Source organism: Halorubrum ejinorense (assembly GCF_055389685.1).
The window spans coordinates 1336206-1353261 of the sequence record NZ_AP043777.1; the positions used below are offsets into that span (position 1 = coordinate 1336206).

Here is a 17056-nt window from a genome sequence, read left to right on the forward strand (position 1 = left end):
TCACACCTCCAGCATGCGGTCGAGCGCGACGCGCGCGAGGTCCTTCTCCTCGGGCGCGACCTCGACGACGTTGCGCTCGCGCCCGGCGGCCAACTCCTCGAGCACCCACGCGAGGTAGTTCGGATCGATCTGGCGCATCGCGTTGCAGTCCATACACGCCTCGCCGCACAGCGGGACGACGTTCACCTCCGGGTGCCACCGCTGGAGGTGGCGGGTCAGGTGAACCTCGGTCCCGATCGCCCACGTCTCGCCGGGGTCGGCCTCGGCGACGGTGTCCCGGATCGTCGCCGTGGAGCCGACCACGTCGGCCGCCTCGACGACCTCGCGGCGACACTCGGGGTGGACGACCACGCGCGCGTCCTCGTGGTCCGCCCGGACCTGCTCGACGTGCGACGGGTCGAACCGCTCGTGGACCTGGCAGTAGCCGTCCCAGAGGATCACGTCGTTGTCGACGACCGCCGCCGCGTCGGCCGACGCGGCGTCCCACGGATCCCACTCGGCGGTCTCGCCTTCGAGTCCGAGCCGGTGGGCGGTGTTCTCCCCGAGGTGCTTGTCGGGGAGGAACAGCACCTTGTCGCCCTCGTCGAGGGCGTACTCGAAGGCGCGGTGCGCGTTCGAGGAGGTGCACACCAGCCCGCCGTGCTCGGCGCAGAACGCCTTGAGGTCGGCGTAGCTGTTCATGTAGGTGACCGGCACGACGTCCGCGTCGGTCGCGGCCGTGAGCTCCGCCCAGGCCGCGTCGACCTGGAGCGCCTCCGCCATCCCCGCCATCGGGCACGACGCCTCCATGCTGGGGAGGACGACCGTCTGGTCGTCGTCGGTGATGATGTCGGCGGACTCGGCCATGAACGTGACGCCGCCGAAGACGACGTACTCCGCGTCGGCCGCGGCGGCCTCCTTGCTCAGTTGGTAGGAGTCGCCGACGAAGTCGGCGTGCTCGACTATCTCCCGTCGCTGGTAGTTGTGGCCGAGGATGACCACGTCGTCGCCGAGCGCGTCCAGCGCGTCTTCGATCCGCCGCGTTCGCTCGGCCTCGTCGAGGCCGCGGTATTCGGGCGGAAGCTGTTCGAGATTGTCGTATTTGAAGAGACTGAGTTCGGTATCGAACTCAGCGGTTTCCATTGCCGGCATTCTGGGTCTCCGTCGGGTACCTGTTCACAGAACTGTATAGTGAAAAAATTTTGTCTTCAATAAGTCGATCCGATTGACTTCAAATTCTCTAACCCCGATCAGAACTGCTCTTTCCGAACGGTTCACCCGGTCCGATTCGGAGGTCTCGTCCTCGGCTCACCGTGCGAGCGTCGTCCCGACTCGCCGAGCGAGCGGTTCTCCGTGATTCGTCGAGCGAGCGGTTCCCCAGCGATTCGTCCGACGAGTGCCGGTTTCCCCCACGATTATGCCGTGTCATCTCGTACCAACATACGGTATGTCACAGCAGGAAGTCCAACAGGAACTCCACGTCGACCAGTACACGCTCGGGCTCGTCGGGCCCGATCAGGAGTGGGCGGGCACGGTCGCGGACGGCGGCACGGTGACGACGTACACCCCGCCGGGCTGTTGGGGACCGATGGTGACCCCCTCGTTCCGCGGCGGCCACGAGGTGACGCGACCGATCCGCGTCGAGGGGGCCGAGGTCGGCGACGCCGTCGCGATCCACATCCGCGACGTGGAGGTGACGAGCATGGCGACGAGCACCGGGTCGATGGCCGAGCGCGACGAGGCGTTCGGCGACGACCCGTTCGTCGACCACCGGTGCCCCGAGTGCGGGACGACGTGGCCCGACTCCGTCGTCGAGGGCACCGGCGAGGACGCGATCCGCTGTGCGGAGTGCGGCGCGAACGCCTCCTCGTTCGGCTTCGAGTACGGCTACACCGTCGCGTTCGACCACGAGAACGCGGTCGGGGTCACGCTCGACAAGGAGGGCGCTCACGAGCTCGCGACCGACGCCGAACGCGTGATGGACATCCCCGAAAACGCCCGCCAACACCCGATACTCCTGTACGAGCCGGACGGGATGCCCGGCACGCTCGGCCGTCTCCGGCCGTTCATCGGCAACATCGGCACCACCCCGCCGGTCACTATGCCGGACTCGCACAACGCGGGCGACTTCGGACAGAACCTCATCGGCGCCGACCACGACTACGGCGTCGAGACGGAGGCGGACTTGGAGCTACGCACCGACGGCCACATGGACGTGCCCGAGGTCCGCGCGGGCGCGACGCTGATCTGCCCGGTCGTCGTCGACGGCGGCGGCGTCTACGTCGGCGACCTCCACGCGAACCAGGGCGACGGCGAGCTCTCCTTGCACACCACCGACGTGAGCGGGACGGTGACGATGGACGTGGAGGTGATCGAGGACGTCGACCTCGACGGGCCCGTCCTCCTCCCGAACGAGGAAGACCTGCCGTTCATCAGCGCGCCCTACAGCGACGAGGAGGCCGCGGCCGGGTCGGCGCTCGGGGACGAACACGGCGTCGACGTCGACACCGACGCCGCGCCGCTCCAGGTGATCGGTTCCGGCGCGACCGTCAACGACGCCACGCAGAACGCCTTCGACCGCGCCGGCACGCTGCTCGACATGAGCGAGGGCGAGGTGCGCGGCCGGTGTACGTTCACGGGCGGCGTCCAGATCGGCCGACTCCCCGGCGTCGTCCAACTCGACATGCTCGTCCCGACTGACGCCCTCGCCGACTCCGGCCTCGACGACGTGACGCGCGAACAGTACGGCCTGTAGACGGCGCCACGGCCGGACGGCGGTCGGTCAGCGGAGCGATCGGCCCCTGCCGGCGGTCGCCCGCGACGGCCCGGGCGGAATCCGTCTCGTCGGCCCCTGCGACTCCGCCAGTCGGCGCAGCCGTTCGACGCGCTCGTCGGTCGAGGGGTGCGTCGACAGCCAGCGCTCGGCGGGGTCTTCGGTCCGCTTCTGCGTGGAGAACGGCGCGAACGGCCACGTCGGCTCGGTCGCGCGCTCGATCCGGCGGAGCGCCCGCGCGAGCGCCATCGGGTCACCGGTCACCTCGGCCGCGCGGTCGTCGGCCGCGAACTCCCGCCTGCGCGACCGCGAGCGGGCGACGAGCGTCGCGAGGACGAACCCGGCGAACAGCCCCCCGGACAGCGCTCGGTGGAGCCGCGCGAACGGTCCCGAGCGGTCGCCCGGCCGCCCGCGGATCCACGCCGAGGCGGCGGCGAGTCCCGACAGCGCGAGCAGCGCCGGTAGCGCCGCGACCGTGGCGACCCCGACCACCGAGCGCCCGACCCCGTCGGCCATCGCGATCGCGAACCCGTCGTTCCCCTCCAAGTGCGCCAGTTCGTGGGCGAAGATCGCCTCGATCTCTCGGGGCGAGAGCAGTCGGAACAGCGACCGGTCGATCACCAGCGCCCCGCCGTCCGCGCGGCCGCCGACCGCGAACGCGTTCGGCGCGCGGGCGTCGGTGACGTAGAGGGCCGGCCGCTCGACGCCCGTCCGGGCCGCGAGCGAGTCGATCCGCCGGTGGAGGTCCGGCGCCCCCTCCCGGGGAACGCGGTCGCCCTCCAGGTTCGCGAGGATCTGCGCGGTGCCGACGCGATAGCTGAGGTACGCCGATCCGACGGCGAACGCCGCTAGCAGCGCGATCAGGACCGGGAGGTCGGGACGGGCGGCCCAGACGGCTCCCAGCGCGTCGGCGACCAGCAGCGCCGCGGTCAGGTACGCGGCAAGTAAGGCGACGCCGACGACCGCCGCGGCCGCGCGGAACGCGAGCCGAGCCATGTTGCGAGGTAGGCGTCGCGCGGCAAACAGCGTTGCGGCCGGCCGGTGCTCGGATGGCAGAACGCGCGTCTAGGCAGTTGCCAGTTCCGGGTCCCCCACCCGCTCCCGCCGAAAGGAAAAGCGGTAATTCCCCCGCGCCGAAATTCGGTGACATGGACGCACGCGTACGCGAACACGCCGAGATCATCGCCGACCACTCCACCGGCATCGAGTCGGGCGACGACGTGGTCATCCAGATGCCGAAGGAGGCCGAGGACCTCGCGGTCGCGCTCCACGAGGTCTGCGGGGACCGCGGCGCCAACCCGGTGTATCTCAACTACTCGAAGCGCGCGCAGCGCGCCTTCAAGCGCTCCTCGGAGGAGTTCTCCGAACCGAGCCATCGACGCGCCCTCTACGAGGAGGCCGACGTGTTCGTCATCGCCCGCGGCGGCGCCAACGCCACCGAGGACGCCGACATCGAACCCGACACGAACGCGGCGTACAACCGCGCGATGGAGGACGTCAAGCGGACCCGCCTCTCGAAGACGTGGTGTCTCACGCAGTACCCGACCGCGAGCCACGCGCAGCTCGCCGGGATGAGCACCGAGGCGTACGAGAACTTCGTCTGGGACGCCGTCTCGCTCGACTGGGACGAACAGCGCGAGTTCCAGTCGAACATGGTCGAGATCCTCGACGACGCCGACGAGGTGCGCATCAAGTCCGGCAACGAGACCGACCTCACGCTCGACGTGTCGGGCAACTCCACGCTCAACGACCACGGCGAGGCCAACCTCCCCGGCGGCGAGGTGTTCACCGCGCCCACGCGCGACGGCGTCGACGGCGAGGTCCATTTCGACCTCCCGCTGTACCGCTACGGCCGCGAGATAGACGGGGTCCGGCTCCGGTTCGAGGGCGGCGAAGTCGTCTCGCACTCCGCCGAGCGCAACGAGGAACTGCTCTCCGGCATCCTCGACACCGACGAGGGCTCCCGCCGGCTCGGCGAACTCGGCATCGGGATGAACCGCCAGATCGACCGGTTCACCTACAACATGCTGTTCGACGAGAAGATGGGCGACACCGTTCACATGGCCGTCGGCTCCGCGTACCCGGAGACGGTCGGCGAGGAGAACGCCGTCAACGAGTCCGCCGAACACGTCGACATGATCGTCGACATGAGCGAGGACTCCGTCATCGAGGTCGACGGCGAGGTCGTCCAGCGAAACGGGACCTTCGTCTTCGAGGACGACTTCTAGCGACCGCCGCCGCTCCGAAACGCGGCCGCGCCCGCCTCGGGTCGACCCGGGCGCCTCAGTCGGCCGCCGTCGCCGCTCCCGTCGCGCTCCGCCGGATGAACCCGACGTAGGCGATCAAGAGGACGCCGAACAGCCCGACGGTCCCGACCGCGGCGATCCCCGGGTAGTTGACGAGTGGCGCCATCACCGTGTCGGGGGCCACGACGGCGTCGAGGACGCCGGTGGCGACCGACAGCGCAAGCACCGCGAGCCACATCGTTCCCACCGCGTACCCGAGTTCGACGAGCCGACCGGTCCGGGCCGCGTGCGCGACGACGACGCCGCCGCCGACGACGGGGAGCGCGACGAGCGGGTTCGTCGGATCGGCCAGCAGGGCGCTGCCGCCGAGCGCGATCGCCGTCCAGTACACGGCGACGGCGACGACGGTGCGGAGCGGATCGGAGATGAACACGGTCCGTGGGTTCGCCGGGCCGCCACAAAACGACCGGGGTGTGCGTCGGACCGACCGGACGCACCGGTCGAACGAGCGCGAGCGTCCGCTGAAACACGCGAAAACCCGGTCAGACGTGCGGAAACGCGTTTCCCCGATCGAAGAGCTGTTCGTCACGTCGCGCGCTGCGTTTATCATTCGAGACCGCGTACGTGGACGTATGCCCGAGAAAGTGCTCTTCAAGTCGGAAAGCCGCCGAAGCCGCGAATCGATCGCCGCGTACCTGCGAGCGGTGGCGGACTCGCTGGACGCCGGCGACGCGATCACGCTGACGCAGGGGGGAGAATCGACGACCCTGGACCCGCCCGCAGAGCCGACGTTCGAAGTGAAAGCCGAGCGCGAGGGCCCCGCCGAGGGGTCGGGGGAACTGAGCGTCGAGTTCGAGATCGAGTGGGACGAAAACGCCGACTCGGCGGGTGCGGACGGCGAGTTACAGATCGAGTAGTCGCCGGCGCGGTGTCGGCCCGACTTACGGTACTTCGCCGGGGACCTCGACGAACGCGTCCCGGGCGGAGAGGTGATCGAGCGTGTCGTCGACCTTCAGTCGCACGGACTCGATCCGGTCGACGAGCTCCTCGTACTCCTCGGAGCCGGTCGTCCCGGCCGCCTCCAGCGCCGCCTTCTTCGAGGCGAGCGCGAAGAACTTCTGGCTCTGCTCGTCGAACGCGGCGCGGTGGAGGAGGACTTCCACCAGCGTGATCAGGTCCTCTTTGGTCACGGGTTTCGTCTTGTAGTCGTCGAACGGCATCTCGACGATGTCGACGTCGGGCTCGACCGCGGTCAGCATCGCCACGCGGGCGTCGTACCCCTCGCCGCGGATCGCGTCTAACACCTCGTGGCCGGACATGCCCGGCATCCGCCGGTCGAGGAGGACGACGTCGACCGTGTCGTCCATCGCGTCGATCGCCTCCTCGCCGCCGGTCGCGATCCGGACGTCGTACGCCGGGTCGAGATACACCCGGTACAGCTCCGCGAGGTCCGGCTCGTCGTCGACCGCGAGAACGGTCGCCTCCGGATCCTCAGTCATGGGCGGGCCCTCCCGGTCGTCGGCGCTCGGTTCGCGAGTGCCGGACCGGCGCGTCCGCCCGCCGTTCGTGCGTCCATACGCTCCGTTCGTTCCGCCTCAGGTTAAAAACCTCACCTCTCATTATCGTTTTTGATAGGGTCGGCCCTCAGGTGCGTTTCCGGCCGATCTGCGCTTCGACACGGCGCGACCGCCGCGCGCGGTGACGGACGCGATCCGCGGATTCGGCCCGGTCGATCCGACGCGCTCTCCGTGACCCAAAGGCACATTTACGCCCGCATCGTAACCGGACACAACAAATGTCTCACAGCCCCTCACTGCCCGATCGCCCGCGGTTGGAGCTCGACCCCGAGATGAGCGACGCGGAGCGGTTGGAGGCGATCCGCCAGCACTTCCGGCGGATCGTTCACGTGAACGAGGAACTGGAAGACCGTCTCGCGGACGCCGAGGGGCGCCGCGGCGAGTTGAAAGAGGACGTCGAGCAGCTGAAACGCGAAAACGAGGTGCTGAAGACCTCCTCGCTGTACATCGCGTCGGTCGAGGAGATCACCGACGACGGCGTCGTGATCAAACAGCACGGCAACAACCAGGAGGTGCTGACGCAGGCCGCGTCGCGGCTCGACGAGGACCTCCGCCCCGGCGACCGGGTCGCGATCAACGACTCCTTCGCGGTCCAGCAGGTGCTGGACGACGAGACCGACTCCCGGGCGCAGGCGATGGAGGTCACCGCCTCGCCGACCGTCACCTACGACGACATCGGCGGGATCGACGACCAGATCCGCGAGGTCCGCGAGGCCGTCGAAGATCCCCTCGAAAACCCCGAGCAGTTCGAGGCCGTCGGCGTCGAGCCGCCGAGCGGCGTGCTGCTTCACGGCCCGCCGGGCACCGGGAAGACGATGCTGGCGAAGGCCGTCGCCAACGAGTCCGACGCGACGTTCATCAAGATGGCCGGCTCCGAACTCGTCCGGAAGTTCATCGGCGAGGGCGCCCGGCTCGTCCGCGACCTGTTCGAACTCGCCGCCGAGCGCGAGCCCGCCGTCATCTTCATCGACGAGATCGACGCGGTCGCCGCCAAGCGCACGGACTCGAAGACCTCCGGCGACGCCGAGGTCCAACGGACGATGATGCAGCTCCTCTCCGAGATGGACGGCTTCGACGACCGCGGCGAGGTCCGTATCATGGCCGCGACCAACCGCTTCGACATGCTCGACGAGGCCATCCTCCGCCCCGGTCGCTTCGACCGCCTCATCGAGGTGCCAGAGCCCGCGGCGGAGGGCCGCGAGCGCATCCTCGAGATCCACACTCGGGACATGAACGTCGCCGACGACGTCGACCTCGGCGCCGTCGCCCAGAACTTGGACGGGTACAGCGGCGCGGACATCGCCTCGCTCGCGACGGAGGCCGGGATGTTCGCCATCCGCGACGGCCGTACGGAAGTGACGCAGGCCGACTTCGAGCAGGCCCGCGAGAAGCTCCGAGACGCCGACACGGAAGACGAGCAGGTCATCAACTACCAGTACTGACCCCCCGTTCCCGCGTCGAACCGAGCGTTCCGCTCGCAGCGTTCGCGAGCCCGTTTCGTCGGACAACAGCAAGTGTAGAGCGGCGCGCTCTGCGGTCGGTTCGTAACTCCTTACCGCGCTCGTCGCCGACCTCACGCAAATGAACACCATCCACGTCGCGGGCGGCGTCGGCGTCGCCGACACGGCGATGGCCTCCTACGACGCCGCGCTCGCGGACGCGAACCTCCACAACTACAACCTCGTGGCGGTCTCCTCCGTCGTCCCCGCCCAGGCGACCGTCGAGCCGGTCCCGGAGGCGCCCGAACTCGGCCCGGCGGGGAACCGACTCACCGTCGTCGAGGCGCGCCGAACCATCGGCCCCGACGACGAGGTCGACTTCCGAGAAGGCGGGCGCTCGGGCGCCGAGGACGCCGAGTCGACCCGCGCGCCGCGCCGACGCCCCGACGCGGTCGCCGGACTCGGCTGGGCGACGGGGCCGGGACCGGGGCTGTTCTACGAGGTGACCGGCGAGGACCCCGAGGGCGTCCGCGAGCGGATCCACGCCGGCCTCGACGACGGCGGCGACCTCCGCGACTGGGACCTCCCGGACCGCGAGACGCGCGTCGAGACCGTCGCCGCGGAGCCGGAGCGCTACGCGACCGCGGTCGTGATCGCCGCCTACGGCGAGTCGGAACCGATCCTGTGAGGGCGGGGCGACCCCGTTCGCCGCCGCCGACGCCTTTTTGACTCGTCTCCGCGTACGTGTCGTGTCCTCAATGAACGGCAACAACCCGTACGCCGGGGCACCGGGTGTGACGGACGCGGGCTCGCCCGCGGCCGTCGACCTCTCTCCGGACCAGGAACGACAGCTCCGGCGCGCGGTCGCCGGAATCGTATCGCGCACGGAATCGTATCTCCCCGACAGCTACGCCGTCGGCTCCGAACTGTCCGTCGGTGCGAACGGGCCGCAGGCGACGGTCGCGGTCAACCCGCCCGCGGGGCACCCCGTCTCGGCCGGCTTCACTCCCGACCCCGAGGACTTAGACGCCGGCATCGCCGAGTCCGACACCGACGAAGTCGCCCGCGGGTTGGCCGCCAGCGCGGCGGTCCAAGTGATGGACGCCGTCGGCGACATCACGCCGACCGCGAAGTGAGTCCTCCGAGCGCGAACTGAGTTCCGCGACCGCGAACGGCGTTACTCCGAGTTTTCCGGCTGCTCCGGCTCGTTTCTCTCGTCGCTGCTGCTATCGGTCCCCGCCGGAGCATCGCTCTCTCCCTCTCCTGAGCCGTCGCGTGGATACACCCGGCAGTCGCCCGCGTCCGGCGGTCTCACGACTCCGGTGACGCGACCGTACATCCCGAATATCTCCTCGTACCCCTGCTCGCTCGCGAGGATCGGGACCACTCCCGGTTCCTCGACGCGATGGGTGTACACGTCGTCCTCGGCGAACACCTCGCCTTCCGGGATCTCCTCGAAGTTCGCGTAGTGGACGCGGGGCTCTCCGCCGCCCTTCGGCACCTCCTCGTCTCCCGCCACGACGGTCGTCTCCGAGAACCTCGGCGGCTCGTCGTCGATAGCGCCGTGGGCCCGGAGGAACGCCAGACACGCCTCGTGGCCGAAAGTGACCGCGTCCTCGCTCCCCTGCTGTCCGACCTCGATCGAGACCGTGTGCGGAATCGTCGAGTCGAGCGTGGTCGACCGCAGTCCGCTCGCGTCGACGACGTGCTCGACCGGCAGCCCCGTGACGGTGCGGCGGACCGACTCCGTGAGGTCGCTGAAGATGGCGAACGCCGGCGGCGCGCTGTGAGAGGTGTGGAGCGCGAGCACCGCGTCCATCCCCTCCAACTCGGCCGCGAGCCGCGGCGCCAGCGCCCGCTCGTACTCCCCGCTGTCGGCGTCGCCCGGGAACGACCGGTTCAGGTCGGCGTCGGTGTAGCGCGTCTCGGCCGCCAGCGCCGGCTCGTTGGCGACGATCAGCCGCACGAGTCCGCCGGAGCCGTCGTCGGGTGCGTCCAGCCGTCCGAGTTCGTCCGCGAGGCGCCTGACGATCCGCTCGCCGGCGGGTTCGTCGCCGTGGATCCCGCCGACGATCGCGACGCGGGCCGACCCGGCGGACTCGCGGTCGATCGTTTGCATATCCACTCTACGTCGCGGTCCGCCCATAAATCGTCGCGATCCGTACTCGCCGCGATCAGCGGCCGAACCGAGCGGCGAGCGCGGCCCGATACCGTCGCGCCAACCGACGCGCGACGAAGCGGTCGCGGGGATCGACGCCGAGGACGGACAGCGACCCCGCGTACGCCGCGAGCCCGACGCCGCTCCCGACGACGATCACCGCCGGCCCCGCGAGGACCGCGCGGACCGCGTACATCGCGAGGACGGCGACGACGCCCGCCGCGATCGGCGTCAGAAAGGTCCGGTCGAACGGCCACAGCCCCTCGAACCGGCGCAGGAGGACGACCTGAATTCCGTTCTGGACCGCGATGGCGAGCGACGTGCCGAGCGCGGCGCCGACGAGCCCGTACCGGACGACGAACGCGTACGTCAGCGCGACGTTGAGGACCGCGAGCAGCCAGTCGAGCGCCATCCGCGCGTACTGGTGGTCGGTCATCATCAGGAGCCACCCCGTCGCGCCGACCGCGCTCCCGACGAAGACGCCACAGAGGTAGACGACGAGCGGGACGTACCCCGCCGCGTACGGCTCGCCGAAGAGCGTCAGGATCTCGCGACCGTACACCACTAACACGGCGAGGATCGGGGTGACCGCGGTGACGATCTGTCTGGTCACGGAGCCGTACACCGCGTTGAGCGTCGCCGTTCGGTCGGCGGCGTACAGGTCTGACGCGACCGGGGGCAACAGCTGGTTGAACGAGAGGAGGGGGATCCACGCGACCGCGATCACCACGAGGACGACGTTGTACACGCCGGCCGCGGTCGCCGTCAGCAGCGCGCCGACGAGCAGCACGTCGACGCGGTTCTGGAACACCTTTCCGAGGCTGCTCATCGCGACCGGGGCCGCGTGGTCGTAGAACCGACGGGCCTCCGCGCGGGCGCCCCGGAGCGACGGCCGGACTCCGGTGACGGACGCGGAGACCGGTACGGCCGCCACGGCGAGTACCGCGGTCGCGGCGACGATCACTCCCGCGACGCCGACGACGGAGTACCCGAGCGCGAGGGCCCCGAGCGCGCCGACGAGCCGGACGCCCGGTCGGAGCAGCTTGTTGAACAGGACCTCGCCGCGGGCGGACCCCACCGCCCGGAGGAGCGCGGACGCGACCATCACGACGCCGAGGAGCCCGACGAGCCCGCCGAACGCGCGCATTGTTCCCGGGAACGCGGCCTCGCTCACCGTCCGCGCGTTGATCGCCGGCGCCGCGACCCACACCCCGACCGCGAACGCGACGCCGAACCCGAGCGTCGTCGCGTACGCCAGCCCGGCGACCGTCCGCCGCCGATCCGGGTCGTCCGCGTACTCGGGGAGGTACCGCTGGATGGCCGGGACGCTCCCGAACGTCACGAGCCGCGAACAGAGCTGTGCGATCCGCCACGCCAGCGCGTAGACGCCGTAGGCGGTCGGTCCGAGCCCGCGGGTCAGCGCGAACTCCGCCGCCGTCAGCAGCGCGCGCTGGCCGGCGACGCCGCCGGAGGTGAGCACCGCGCCGTGCGCGATCGTCTCTAAGGCGTCGCGCTCGGCCTCGGGGATCCCGTCACCCTCGCGACGTCCGGACCGCTCGCCGCGCTCGCGGTCGACCGACCGCTCGTCGTGCTCGTCGTCGGGACGGTCCGCGTCCCCGTCGGGGTCGTCCTCCACGGTCGTCTCTGTCGAAGCGGTCGCGGTCCCGCGAAAAAAGCGACGCGTTTCGTCGCTGCCGACTCGGGCTCGCGCTCGGCCCGCCCGCGACTCACCAGCGCTGGTGGACGTGTTCGCGGACGCGGTCGTCGTACACCTCTGCCGCGGCCTCGCGCTCTGCCTCGGCGAGCGGCGCGGCCTCGCTCGCGGCCGCGTTCGACCGGACGTGCGCCGGCGTCGTCGACCCCGGGATCACCGTCGAGACGGCGTCGTGATCGAGGATCCAGCGGAGCGCGAACTCCGGCACGGAGCGGTCGTCGGGCAGGCGTTCCTCGAGCGCGTCGACCGCGTCGAGTCCCGCTTCGAACGGGACGCCGGCGAACGTCTCCCCGACGTCGAACGCCTCGCCGTCGCGGTTGTAATTCCGGTGGTCGTCCTCCGGGAACTCGTCGTCGCGCGAGAGCGCGCCCGTCAACAGGCCGGACGCGAGCGGCACCCGGCAGATCACGCCCACGCCGCGCGCGGCGGCCTCGTCGAGGAACAGCTCCGCGGGGCGCTGCCGAAACGGATTGAAGATGATCTGGACCGTCTCGACGCCGGGGTACTCGATCGCTTTGAGCCCCTCTTCGACGCGCTCGACGCTGACGCCGTAGCTCGCGATCCGGCCCTCGTCCGCGAGCGTTTCGAGCGCGTCGAACGTCTCCGGCCGGTAGTAGACGTCGGTCGGGGGGCAGTGGAGCTGGACCAGGTCCAGCGTGTCCATCCCGAGGTTCTCCCGCGAGCGGTCGACGAACCGCCGGAGGTTCCCTTCCGTGTAGCCGTCCGCCTCGTGCGGGTCGAGCCGGCGCCCGGCCTTCGTCGCGACGGTCACGTCGCCGCGCTCGATGTCGTCGGCGAGCGTCTCACCGACGATCCGCTCCGACCGGCCGTCGCCGTACACGTCGGCGGTGTCGAAGAAGTCGACTCCCGCGTCGCGGGCCGCCTCGACCGCCGCGACCGCTTCGTCCTCGGTGACCTCGCCCCAGTCGCTCCCGATCTGCCAGGCCCCGTAGCCGACCTCGCTGACCTCCCCAACGTCGCCGAGTTCGCGGTGGTTCATACGACGATATGATCGCGGCGGAGGCAAGGGCGTTCCGGAGCCCCCGCGATGGTTCCGGGACCAACCCCAGCCCTAACTCCGCCCGGCGCTCGCGACACCGCCTCGCGGCCGCCTCGTGACGGTCCCCGACCGCGTCGAGCCCCTCGTCGAGCAGGTGGCCGGGCGCCTCGCTGTCGCGAGGATGAAGCACGGCGTTTACAACCAACTGTCGGGGAGTTCGGCCTCGTTGTCGGCCAACAGTTGTAACAAGGGGTCGATGTCGCCGAAGTTCGATCCCTGTGTAACCTCCTGGGTGTCCCGGTTCCAACTGATAAACCCGTACTCGGCGAGTTTCGACAGGTGGGCGTAGTCCGCTGTGACGGCCCGGTCGAGTTCGTCGGCACTACCCTTCGAATCAGCAAAGACGACCGGCAGCGATTCCTGTGAGTCGCGAGTCAGTAGTTTCATCAGCACTTCCCGCCGCTGGCTGTGATTCAACGCATCAAGCGCTTCGTCCACCGGGACGCGGGCTAACTCATCAAGCATGCCGGCGGGCGGCTCTTCGCGCTGTTCCATAAGGCCCGTTTCGGGGCCAATGGGCGTTATTCCGCCGCATTTTCACGGGCGCAACAGTTCTGATTAACCGCGTTAACATATTACACACCAGAGGTTATTGCCGCATCGACTAGGAATTCGGCGGTATTCCCCTGCGATCCGCCTGCTATCTATAACACGTCCGCCAGCGCGTCCATCGTCTCCTCGACTCGGTCGACGCGAGCGTTGTGGCCCATGTGGCCGACGCGGAGGATGTCCTCGGCGCCGTCGCCGAGCCCCGTCGCGAGGAGGACGCCGTGCTCTTTCCGTAGCGCCTCCTGGAGCGCCTCGGCCCGCCCGGGGACCTCGAAGGCGGTCACCGTCGGCGAACTGCGCTCGGGGTCCGGAACCGGCTCCAGCCCCAACTCCGCGCCGCGCTCGCGACACCGCGCCGCGGCCGTCCGGTGTCGCTCGCGTACCGCGTCGAGCCCCTCGTCGAGAAGCAGCCCGAGCGCCGCGTCGAGCGCCACTACCTCGGTCGTCAGGTGCGTGTACGGGAAGCCGTCGCTCACGTCGCGGAACGGCAGGAAGTTCGCGTACAGCGAATGCGGGTCCCGCTCCTCCATCGCGGCCCACGCCCGGTCGCTCACCGCGGCCGTCGCGAGGCCCGGCGGGGCGCTGAAACACTTCTGGGAGGCGCCGAGACAGACGTCGATCCGGTCGGTCGGCACCGAGACTCCACCGAGCGAGGAGACGGCGTCGACGACCGTGAGGATCTCACCGTCGGCGGCTTCGAGGCGGTCGAGCGCGGCCGCGACGTCGTTGAGCGTCCCCGTTGGCGTCTCGCAGTGGACCATCGTCGCGAGGTCGTAGTCGGCGTCGCCGGCCGCCAGCGCCTCGTCGAGCGCGTCGAGCGGGAGCGGCTCGTCGTGATCCGCCGCGACGAGGGTCGGGTCGCCGCCGTACGACTCCACGAAGTCGGCGAATCCCTCGCCGTAGAGCCCGTTCGACAGACACAGCACCTCGGTGCCGGGCTCGACGAGCGAGGCGACCGCGGCCTCCAGACCGAGGATGCCCTCGCCGCCGAGAGCGACGACATCGCGGCCGGCCGCCGCAGAGTCCGCCGAACCGGCGCCGTAGACGGCCGCCAGCCCCTCCGTGAGACGGTCGTATATCTCCCGGAACCGCGGATCTACGTCGGGGTTGATCAGCTCCCGAGACATCGCGTCGCGCACCGGTTCGGGGACCGCCGTCGGCCCCGGCGTCATGAGCATACGCCCCGGTTCGGCCGTTCGCATATAAACGGTCCGCGAAACGGCGGCCGACACGCTCATATATTTCTGTCGCCTGAGTTCCGGTACGATGATGCTCCCGACTCACGTGCTGGCGGGGATGCTGCTCGCGGCCCCGCTGGTGCGCGTGGCGCCGGAACTGGCGCCGATCGGGTTCGCCGCCGGCTTCCTCGGCGGACTCGTCCCCGACCTCGACATGTACGTCGGGCACCGCAAGACGCTTCATTACCCGGTCTACTACTCCGCGCTCGCGGTGCCCGCCGGCCTCGCGGCGCTCCTGGCGCCCTCCCCGGTCACCGTCGGCGCCGCGTTCTTCCTCCTCGGCGCGGCGCTCCACAGCGTCGCCGACATGTTCGGCGGGGGGTTAGAGCTCCGGCCGTGGGAGGGGAACTCGGACCGCGCGGTGTACGACCACCACCGCGAGGAGTGGGTCTCCCCGCGCCGCGGCGTGCGGTACGACGGCGCCGTCGAGGACCTCGCGCTCTCCGTCGGACTGGCGGTCCCGCTGTTCCTGCTGGTCGAGGCTCCCCTCCGGCAGGTCGTGGTCGGCACGGTCGTCGTCGCGGCCGTGTACACGGTCCTCCGGCGACGACTGGCGGAGATCGCCGCGGTACTGATCCCGCTGTGCCCGGACGCCCTCGACCCGTACCTCCCCGAGCGGTACCGGTGACCCCGCCGCCGTGGCCGGGAACCAAGCGCTTACTTTCCCCGCCTCGTTTGAACCGATAACAGCCCGCGCCGGCGACCGGGTCGGTCCCGGCGTGCGCAACCCACCATGCAACAGTACCTCGACCTCGTCGACGACGCGCTCTCGACCGGCACGTACAAACCGAACCGGACCGGCGTGGACACCATCGCGACGTTCAGCGGACAGTACACCGTCGACCTCGGGGAGGGCTTCCCCCTCCTCACCACGAAGAAGATGGACGGCTACCGCTGGAACTCGCTCATCCACGAGGTGCTGTGGTACCTCTCCGGCGAGGAACACATCCGGAACCTCCGCGAGGAGACGAAGATCTGGGACGCCTGGGCGGACGAGGAGGGCAAGCTCGACACGGCGTACGGCCGGTTCTGGCGACGCTACCCGGTCCCCGAGGCGTCGGCCGCCCTCCCGGGCGAGACGTGGCCCGACGACGCGGACCGCTGGGTCACCGTCGAGGAAGACGAAGACGGCGCGACGCGTCGGACCTTCGATCAGATCGGGTACGTCCTCGACACGCTGGAGGAGAACCCCCACTCCCGGCGGATGGTCGTCAACGCGTGGCACCCGGCGAACGCCGCCGTCTCGACGCTGCCGCCGTGTCACTACACCTTCGTCGTGAACGTCCAGGACGGACGGCTCAACCTCCACCTCACGCAGCGCTCGGGCGACATCGCGCTCGGCGTCCCGTTCAACATCGCGGCGTACGCCCTGCTCGCGAACGCGCTCGCCCAGCGGAGCGGCTTCGAGGTCGGCGAGTTCGGGCACACCGTCGTCGACGCGCACGTCTACTGCGGGCGCGGCGACCGGGGGAAATGGTACGCGAACAACCTCAAATACGTCCAAGAGCGGCTCGCGAACGTCGAGAACAAGAACGGCTACCTCGACGTGAAAAGCTGGGTCGAGCGCACCGCGCCCGACGAGCCGAACGGGCAGGAGGGGTACGACCACGTGCCCGGGCTGCTCGAACAGCTCTCCCGCACGCCGCGCGAGCGCCCGCGCATCGACATCGCGGACAAACCGCTCGACGAGCTGACCTACGACGACGTCGAGGTCGTCGGCTACGACTCCGCGGACGGCATCTCGTTCGCGGTCGCGGAGTGATGGCGGACACCGACGCGTCCGACGGTCCGGACCTCGTCCTCGTCGCGGCGGTCGCCGAGAACGGCGTGATCGGCGCGGCCGACGGGATGCCGTGGCACTACCCGGCGGATCTGGCGCACTTCAAGCGGCTCACGACGGGCCACCCGGTGATCGTCGGTCGGACGACCTACGAGGACATCGCCGACCGGATCGGCGGCCCCCTCCCCGACCGGACCAGCGTCGTGTTGACGACGCGGTCGATCGGCGACGCCGACCTGCCCGACGGCGCGGTCGTGGCCGGCGACCTCGACGAGGCGCTGTCGCGCGCGGCGGCGGACGCGGCCGACCGCGGCGTCGACGCGGTGTACGTTGTCGGCGGCGCGACCGTCTACGAGGCGTTCCTCGACCGCGCCGACCGGATGGTCATCACCGAGATCCCCGAGCGTCCCGACGGCGACACCCGGTTCCCCGACTGGGACGCGGCGGCGTGGACCGAGACCGATCGCGAGGAACGGGAAGTGCTCGCGTTCGTCACGTACGAGCGGCGCGCCGGGGAGTGACGGCGGCCGGCCGCGCGACCGC

Annotated in this window: 18 protein-coding genes; 9 read left to right on the forward strand and 9 right to left on the reverse strand. The window is 70.2% G+C overall.

The features are described from left to right. Window positions 1–1131, reverse strand: coding sequence for a quinolinate synthase NadA (gene nadA, locus ACZ5KW_RS07800; protein WP_343780234.1), 1131 nt, complete (start codon window positions 1129–1131; stop codon window positions 1–3). A gap of 295 nt (window positions 1132–1426) precedes the next feature. Here nadA and ACZ5KW_RS07805 point away from each other — a divergent pair, with 295 nt between their 5' ends. Beyond that, a complete protein-coding gene (locus ACZ5KW_RS07805) occupies window positions 1427–2734 on the forward strand; it encodes an acetamidase/formamidase family protein (RefSeq protein ID WP_343780236.1) in 1308 nt (435 codons plus the stop codon). Window positions 2735–2761: 27 nt separating this feature from the next. Here the strand turns inward: ACZ5KW_RS07805 and ACZ5KW_RS07810 are convergent, their stop codons facing one another. Beyond that, window positions 2762–3748 (reverse strand): M48 family metallopeptidase, encoded by a 987-nt coding sequence (locus ACZ5KW_RS07810; RefSeq protein ID WP_343780238.1) that lies wholly within the window; start codon window positions 3746–3748, stop codon window positions 2762–2764. A gap of 152 nt (window positions 3749–3900) precedes the next feature. Between ACZ5KW_RS07810 and ACZ5KW_RS07815 the strand changes: the two genes are divergently transcribed. Beyond that, window positions 3901–4980: an aminopeptidase gene (locus ACZ5KW_RS07815; RefSeq protein WP_343780240.1), complete on the forward strand. Its 1080-nt coding sequence runs from the start codon at window positions 3901–3903 to the stop codon at window positions 4978–4980. A gap of 55 nt (window positions 4981–5035) precedes the next feature. On the opposite strand, the gene ACZ5KW_RS07820 is transcribed toward ACZ5KW_RS07815, so the two are convergent. Beyond that, entirely contained in the window at window positions 5036–5431 is a 396-nt protein-coding gene (locus ACZ5KW_RS07820) for a hypothetical protein (protein WP_343780242.1), read from the reverse strand. 199 nt (window positions 5432–5630) lie between these two features. Between ACZ5KW_RS07820 and ACZ5KW_RS07825 the strand changes: the two genes are divergently transcribed. Beyond that, the gene (locus tag ACZ5KW_RS07825) at window positions 5631–5915 is read left to right on the forward strand and encodes an amphi-Trp domain-containing protein (RefSeq protein ID WP_343780244.1); all 285 of its coding nucleotides are present in this window, start codon (window positions 5631–5633) and stop codon (window positions 5913–5915) included. Window positions 5916–5939: 24 nt separating this feature from the next. Here the strand turns inward: ACZ5KW_RS07825 and ACZ5KW_RS07830 are convergent, their stop codons facing one another. Beyond that, window positions 5940–6497 carry a response regulator gene (locus tag ACZ5KW_RS07830; RefSeq protein ID WP_343780246.1) on the reverse strand — a complete coding sequence of 186 codons (558 nt, stop codon included), beginning with the start codon at window positions 6495–6497 and terminating at the stop codon, window positions 5940–5942. A 296-nt stretch (window positions 6498–6793) separates the two neighbouring features. On the opposite strand from ACZ5KW_RS07830, the gene pan2 reads away from it, so the two are divergent. The 3 genes from pan2 (at window position 6794) to ACZ5KW_RS07845 (ending at window position 9150) form a co-directional block, all read left to right on the forward strand. Next, window positions 6794–8017, forward strand: coding sequence for a proteasome-activating nucleotidase Pan2 (pan2, locus tag ACZ5KW_RS07835; RefSeq protein ID WP_343780248.1), 1224 nt, complete (start codon window positions 6794–6796; stop codon window positions 8015–8017). Between the two features lie 139 nt (window positions 8018–8156). Beyond that, complete coding sequence (locus ACZ5KW_RS07840; RefSeq protein ID WP_343780249.1) at window positions 8157–8702, forward strand: pyruvoyl-dependent arginine decarboxylase; 546 nt, start codon at window positions 8157–8159, stop codon at window positions 8700–8702. 70 nt (window positions 8703–8772) lie between these two features. Then, window positions 8773–9150 (forward strand): DUF5811 family protein, encoded by a 378-nt coding sequence (locus ACZ5KW_RS07845; protein WP_006628157.1) that lies wholly within the window; start codon window positions 8773–8775, stop codon window positions 9148–9150. A 41-nt stretch (window positions 9151–9191) separates the two neighbouring features. Here ACZ5KW_RS07845 and ACZ5KW_RS07850 read toward each other — a convergent pair whose 3' ends face one another. The 5 genes from ACZ5KW_RS07850 to ACZ5KW_RS07870 all read right to left on the reverse strand — a co-directional run bounded on the left by ACZ5KW_RS07850 (window position 9192) and on the right by ACZ5KW_RS07870 (window position 14673). Further along, window positions 9192–10133, reverse strand: a complete 942-nt coding sequence (locus ACZ5KW_RS07850; RefSeq protein WP_343780251.1) for a M14 family metallopeptidase — start codon at window positions 10131–10133, stop codon at window positions 9192–9194. A 55-nt stretch (window positions 10134–10188) separates the two neighbouring features. Continuing rightward, complete coding sequence (locus ACZ5KW_RS07855) at window positions 10189–11808, reverse strand: lipopolysaccharide biosynthesis protein (protein WP_371152424.1); 1620 nt, start codon at window positions 11806–11808, stop codon at window positions 10189–10191. 91 nt (window positions 11809–11899) lie between these two features. Then, window positions 11900–12886: an aldo/keto reductase gene (locus ACZ5KW_RS07860; RefSeq protein ID WP_343780253.1), complete on the reverse strand. Its 987-nt coding sequence runs from the start codon at window positions 12884–12886 to the stop codon at window positions 11900–11902. Window positions 12887–13081: 195 nt separating this feature from the next. Further along, on the reverse strand, window positions 13082–13441 hold the full coding sequence (locus ACZ5KW_RS07865) for a transcriptional regulator (protein ID WP_343780256.1): 360 nt from the start codon (window positions 13439–13441) through the stop codon (window positions 13082–13084). A 149-nt stretch (window positions 13442–13590) separates the two neighbouring features. Next, complete coding sequence (locus ACZ5KW_RS07870) at window positions 13591–14673, reverse strand: pyridoxal-phosphate-dependent aminotransferase family protein (RefSeq protein ID WP_343780258.1); 1083 nt, start codon at window positions 14671–14673, stop codon at window positions 13591–13593. Window positions 14674–14764: 91 nt separating this feature from the next. On the opposite strand from ACZ5KW_RS07870, the gene ACZ5KW_RS07875 reads away from it, so the two are divergent. From ACZ5KW_RS07875 to ACZ5KW_RS07885, 3 genes are all read left to right on the forward strand, one after another. Further along, complete coding sequence (locus tag ACZ5KW_RS07875) at window positions 14765–15361, forward strand: metal-dependent hydrolase (RefSeq protein ID WP_343780523.1); 597 nt, start codon at window positions 14765–14767, stop codon at window positions 15359–15361. 105 nt (window positions 15362–15466) lie between these two features. Continuing rightward, entirely contained in the window at window positions 15467–16495 is a 1029-nt protein-coding gene (gene thyA, locus ACZ5KW_RS07880) for a thymidylate synthase (RefSeq protein ID WP_343780260.1), read from the forward strand. Then, complete coding sequence (locus tag ACZ5KW_RS07885; protein ID WP_343780262.1) at window positions 16495–17034, forward strand: dihydrofolate reductase; 540 nt, start codon at window positions 16495–16497, stop codon at window positions 17032–17034. The genes thyA and ACZ5KW_RS07885 overlap by 1 nt, the downstream gene beginning before the upstream one ends. Window positions 17035–17056 lie beyond the last annotated feature (22 nt).

Bases quoted from the DNA above. Each gene is read 5' to 3' on its own strand.
- ACZ5KW_RS07825 (WP_343780244.1), top strand. From the start codon at position 5,631: ATGCCCGAGAAAGTGCTCTTCAAGTCGGAAAGCCGCCGAAGCCGCGAA.
- ACZ5KW_RS07875 (WP_343780523.1), top strand. From the start codon at position 14,765: ATGCTCCCGACTCACGTGCTGGCGGGGATGCTGCTCGCGGCCCCGCTG.
- ACZ5KW_RS07810 (WP_343780238.1), bottom strand. From the start codon at position 3,748: ATGGCTCGGCTCGCGTTCCGCGCGGCCGCGGCGGTCGTCGGCGTCGCC.
- ACZ5KW_RS07830 (WP_343780246.1), bottom strand. From the start codon at position 6,497: ATGACTGAGGATCCGGAGGCGACCGTTCTCGCGGTCGACGACGAGCCG.
- pan2 (WP_343780248.1), top strand. From the start codon at position 6,794: ATGTCTCACAGCCCCTCACTGCCCGATCGCCCGCGGTTGGAGCTCGAC.
- ACZ5KW_RS07860 (WP_343780253.1), bottom strand. From the start codon at position 12,886: ATGAACCACCGCGAACTCGGCGACGTTGGGGAGGTCAGCGAGGTCGGC.
- ACZ5KW_RS07840 (WP_343780249.1), top strand. From the start codon at position 8,157: ATGAACACCATCCACGTCGCGGGCGGCGTCGGCGTCGCCGACACGGCG.
- ACZ5KW_RS07815 (WP_343780240.1), top strand. From the start codon at position 3,901: ATGGACGCACGCGTACGCGAACACGCCGAGATCATCGCCGACCACTCC.
- nadA (WP_343780234.1), bottom strand. From the start codon at position 1,131: ATGCCGGCAATGGAAACCGCTGAGTTCGATACCGAACTCAGTCTCTTC.
- ACZ5KW_RS07850 (WP_343780251.1), bottom strand. From the start codon at position 10,133: ATGCAAACGATCGACCGCGAGTCCGCCGGGTCGGCCCGCGTCGCGATC.
- ACZ5KW_RS07865 (WP_343780256.1), bottom strand. From the start codon at position 13,441: ATGGAACAGCGCGAAGAGCCGCCCGCCGGCATGCTTGATGAGTTAGCC.
- ACZ5KW_RS07885 (WP_343780262.1), top strand. From the start codon at position 16,495: ATGGCGGACACCGACGCGTCCGACGGTCCGGACCTCGTCCTCGTCGCG.
- ACZ5KW_RS07870 (WP_343780258.1), bottom strand. From the start codon at position 14,673: ATGCTCATGACGCCGGGGCCGACGGCGGTCCCCGAACCGGTGCGCGAC.
- ACZ5KW_RS07845 (WP_006628157.1), top strand. From the start codon at position 8,773: ATGAACGGCAACAACCCGTACGCCGGGGCACCGGGTGTGACGGACGCG.
- ACZ5KW_RS07805 (WP_343780236.1), top strand. From the start codon at position 1,427: ATGTCACAGCAGGAAGTCCAACAGGAACTCCACGTCGACCAGTACACG.
- thyA (WP_343780260.1), top strand. From the start codon at position 15,467: ATGCAACAGTACCTCGACCTCGTCGACGACGCGCTCTCGACCGGCACG.